Raw genomic sequence first — 4,583 nt, forward strand, 5'->3', positions numbered from 1 at the left:
CTTGGTGGTATTTCAATTTGTTATTTCCATTGGGATTATAGTCTGTACGCTGGTCATTCGGGATCAACTGAGTTTTATGCAGAATAGGAATTTAGGCATGAATCTAGATCAAAAGATCATTGTAGAAGGCCCCAATGATGTAGGGGAAAATAAGAAAAGTAAAATGGCGAACTTCAAGCAGAGTTTGCTTTCTCAGGTTTTTATAAAAGGAATAGGTGCATCTAATGCTCTTCCAGGAATCAGTTATAATTTTTCCGCAGGTGGAATTACTCCAATGGTTCCCAGACCTGAGGATAAGGATAAAAGTTATGCCATGATGATCATGGATGATCAGTTTATACCAACATATGAAATTGAATTAGTGGCAGGAAGAAACTTTAGCCAAGCAGATGCAGAGCAAGGTTGGGGAGCGGCGAAAAAACTGATCTTGAATGAGAGTTCGGTGAGAGAACTGGGTTTTCAAAGTACAGCAGATGTCATTGGTAAAAACATCCTTTGGGGTGACCCATATGAAGTAATAGGTGTCGTCAAAGATTATCATCATATGTCCTTGAGAGAAAAGATCTCTCCGATGATTTTCCTTCCTTCTCAAGCGGATGGCTATTTTTCATTAGTAGTGGATCCCAATCAGATGGTAGGAAACCTCGCTTCTATCCAAAGTATTTACGAAGATATATTTCCGGGAAATCCATTTACCTACTTTTTCATGGATGAGAAATTTGCTTCACAATATCAGTCAGATCAGCAATTAAGTAAGGCTTTTACGATAGCGGGCATCTTAGCAATCATGATTTCCTGTCTGGGATTATTTGGCTTGGCAGCTTATACGGTTCAGCAAAGGTCAAAAGAAATAGGTATCCGAAAAGTGCTCGGAGCAAGTAGCGCCAGCCTTCTGAGTTTGGTCAGCAAGGATTTTATAATCATAGTCGGCATAGCCATGATCTTTGCATTTCCGATTGCTTGGTATGCCATGCAAAGTTGGCAAGAGTCATTCCCTTATAAAGCTGGATTATCGATTTTATCCTTCTTTGTTGCGGGTGGATTGACTTTGCTTATTGCGATTTTGACTGTAGGTTCTCAAGCCTTGAAAGCAGCTTGGTCAAATCCAGTGGATTCGATTAAAGATGAATGAAAGAGATTTATGAAATGGGATATATGACGTATGATTTAATTCCGACAGAAGGCGGATGGTTGAAGAATTGAAACCTTAATGCTGAAATTAGTAAATCCCGAAATTGCTTTACAGTAAAATGAGTATTTAGTAATACTATAACCCAGGACTCATGTTTAAAAATTATTTCAAAATTGCCCTTAGAAATCTCCAAAAAAACAAGGTCTATTCCATTATCAATGTATTGGGATTGACCTTGGGATTTTTATGCTGTATGTTGATCATGCTTCATGTGAAAGATGAACTTTCATACGACAAGTTTATCCCAAATCATGAGCAGATTCACAGGGTGGCTTTGGAAAGGATTTATCCGGACCATGTGAATTTTTATTCTATCATTCCTCACAGCTTTGCGGAAGTAATGCAAATGGAATTAAAAGGTGTGGAAGAAGCGACTAAAATTTTTTACTTCGGCAGGGGAAATATCATCACTTATGAAGATACCCCATATGAGGAGGATTTTGTGGCGGCAGTAGATTCTAATTTTTTCAATGTATTTGATTTTGTCCTGCTTCAGGGTAATCAAGAAACGGCATTGGCAGAACCCAATACTGCTGTTATTTCAAAATCAACTGCAGAGAAAATATTTAAAGGTCAATCCCCTATAGGAAAGACCATTGAGCAGGGAGCTGCTGAATATGAAATCACCGGTGTGATGGAAGATATGCCAGAGAATTCCCATATGAAGTTGGAATACCTGATTTCGAGTTCTTCATTTCCCTTTATTGATCAGGAAAACTACACCTCATTTTCTGCGCATACCTATTTGAAAATAGATCCAAATGTATCAGCGGAAGAAGTAGAAAAACAGATTCCCGCTTTAGTAACCAAATATGCATCTGGGCAAATCGAGAGAGGTCTTGGGATCAGTTATGCGGACTATACTGCCGCTGGAAACGGATACCGATATTTTCTTCAACCAGTCGCCGATATTCATTTGCATTCCAATCTGGAAGGTGAATTTAAGGCTAACGGCAATTATCTATATGTCTATATTTTTATTTCGATTGCTGCTTTTATCCTGGTTCTCGCTTGTATTAATTTCATCAATTTGGCTACTGCTAGATCTGCTGACAGAGCCAAAGAGGTAGGAGTGAGAAAGGCTATGGGTTCGGATAGGAAACAGATTATCACACAATTTTTATTGGAAGCAGTTTTATTGACGATCATCAGCTTATTGGTTGGGATAGTTTTGGTGAGCTTTGCAGTTCCATTTTTCAATAACCTCGCTCAGAAATCTTTAGTATTTGATTTTAATGCAATGATTACTTCCATTCCATTATTGCTGCTGTTTGGGGTAGGAGTTGGTCTATTGGCAGGGTATTATCCAGCATTCCATATTTCAAAATTCAATACAATCAGTATCCTAAAAGGAAAGTTGAAAACCAGTAAAGGGAATTGGCTGAGAAACGGTTTGGTAGTTTTTCAATTTGGGATCGCGATCGTATTGATCTCGGGAACCTTGATCATCAATGAGCAGATCAATTTTATCCAATCTACCAGTCTTGGTTTCGATAAGGAAAATGTGTTGGTTTTGAGACGCTTCGGAAATCAACCTAATCACGATGCTCTAAAACAGGAAATTGAAAATATGCCAGGCGTGATCTCAGCCGGAAAAACAAGCACCATGCCCGGTCAAGGGACTTTTGGAGTACAGTTTACCAAACCTGGTGGAGGAGATGTCTTGACTACAAAAGGATTTGCTACCGAGGCAGATTTATTTTCTACTATTGGTATTGAGCCAAAACAAGGTAGAGTTTTTGATGAAAATTTCAACGATTCCCTTTCCTTGATCTTGAATGAATCTGCAGTCAAAGTATTTTTTGGAGATCAGAACCCATTAGGTCAACATCTGATGACGACTAATAATATCAATGGAGAAAATGTAACTTCCGAATTGACCGTAGTGGGAGTGGTGGCGGATTTCAATTTTGAGTCTTTGCATACCAAGGTCACCCCATTGGCAATTTTCAATACCAAAAACCCAGCAGGATTCACCAATTTTTTGGCGATTCGCTATGAGGCCAATAGACAAAATGAATTAATGGATTTGGTTGAACAAAAATGGAAAGAGCAAGCAGACGGAATTCCAATTTCATATTACTTCCTGGACAATAGTTTGGCCGAACTCTACAAAAATGAACAAACCTCCGGTAAGATCTTGGGAGTTTTTTCCGCATTGGCAATTTTGATTGCTTGCATCGGATTATTCGGATTGGCTGCTTACACCGCTTTCCTTCGTACCAAGGAGATTGGTGTTAGAAAAGTATTGGGTGCTTCGGTTGGAAGTATCGTGCTTTTGCTTTCGATCAATTTTGCCAAATTGGTGGCAATTGCCTTTTTAATTGCCGTTCCAATTGCCTGGTTTGCCATGGATGGCTGGTTAGATTCTTTTGCCTTCAAAGTAGACCTAGGAATCAATGTTTTCTTAATAGCAGGCTTATTGACTTTGGTAATAGCTTTATTGACTGTGAGTTATCAGGCTATTTCTGCTGCTGTTGTGAATCCTGTAAAAAGTTTAAAAAGTGAGTAGAAGAATTCAGGGTTTGGGATAATTCTAACATAATTCCAAATCCTGCCCTATCTACCTTCGATTCCAATAAATCTTTAAATTATTGGTTGCCCGGCCAGCAGCTATTAGGTCCAACTTTCCATCTCCATCAAGATCTGCTGAGGTCAGGCTTTCACAAGCCATCCCGTTTTGATCGATCCAATGAGTTTTAAATTCATCATAGGAGTCATTTAAAGGCTCATAAAGTTTGATTCCGAAATCTCCATCTTCATTAGGTACTCGAGAACCGGCAACGATTTGTACAGTACCTGTTCCCAGAAAATCTCCGGTGACGATCCCATGCCCTTCTTTCAGGCTTTCATCCAAAACCGCCCGTTTCATTTTAGTTGTTCCTATTTCTCCTGAAGAATGGATATACGCCGAAACCCGATTTCCATGCATGGGCTCAATTCCTGCCAGAAGCATTCCATTAGAAGATGTTTCTGCTAAACTCAATTCACCAAAAGAATAATTTTCGATGATGAATTTTTGATCCAAGGAAGATGCCCATTCTCCATTTTGAAAAGAGAAAGATTTCACCCCTTCTTTTCCTCCAATAAGAATGGTTTCCCCTTCTCCAATACCCAAATCTTTTGAAGTCATATTATGCGTCAAATGCATGGATTGGTCAATTACTTGGGTTTTCCATCCTTCCTTAGGGTTTTCAGGCATTTCATAAGCTAATACTTTTACACCCAATCCTTCACCTCCTTGATTGCCTCGACCATGTAATGGAAGAACCACTAAATGTGCATTATTAGCAGCTGTTTTTACCCAATACATTCTATGTACAGTTGGCTCATGCGGGAGTGTGACAGGCGTCCATAGCTTAGTAGGATCTGAAGTTCGAATCAGATAATG

Annotated in this window: 3 protein-coding genes; 2 read left to right on the forward strand and 1 reads right to left on the reverse strand. The window is 39.2% G+C overall.

Translation table 11 applies throughout. The features are described from left to right. Both Q0L68_RS16780 and Q0L68_RS16785 read left to right on the forward strand, forming a co-directional pair. The coding region (locus Q0L68_RS16780) for an FtsX-like permease family protein (protein ID WP_296705365.1) at positions 1 to 1,132 on the forward strand (1,132 nt) is incomplete at its 5' end. 151 nt (positions 1,133 to 1,283) lie between these two features. Further along, on the forward strand, positions 1,284 to 3,704 hold the full coding sequence (locus tag Q0L68_RS16785; RefSeq protein WP_296705367.1) for an ABC transporter permease: 2,421 nt from the start codon (positions 1,284 to 1,286) through the stop codon (positions 3,702 to 3,704). A gap of 51 nt (positions 3,705 to 3,755) precedes the next feature. Here the strand turns inward: Q0L68_RS16785 and Q0L68_RS16790 are convergent. Then, positions 3,756 to 4,583 (reverse strand): VCBS repeat-containing protein (locus Q0L68_RS16790; protein WP_296705369.1); only part of this gene is annotated, 828 nt, incomplete at its 5' end.

Source organism: Algoriphagus sp., from assembly GCF_024642405.1.
Lineage (GTDB): Bacteria > Bacteroidota > Bacteroidia > Cytophagales > Cyclobacteriaceae > Algoriphagus.

Bases quoted from the DNA above. Each gene is read 5' to 3' on its own strand.
- Q0L68_RS16785 (WP_296705367.1), top strand. From the start codon at position 1,284: ATGTTTAAAAATTATTTCAAAATTGCCCTTAGAAATCTCCAAAAAAAC.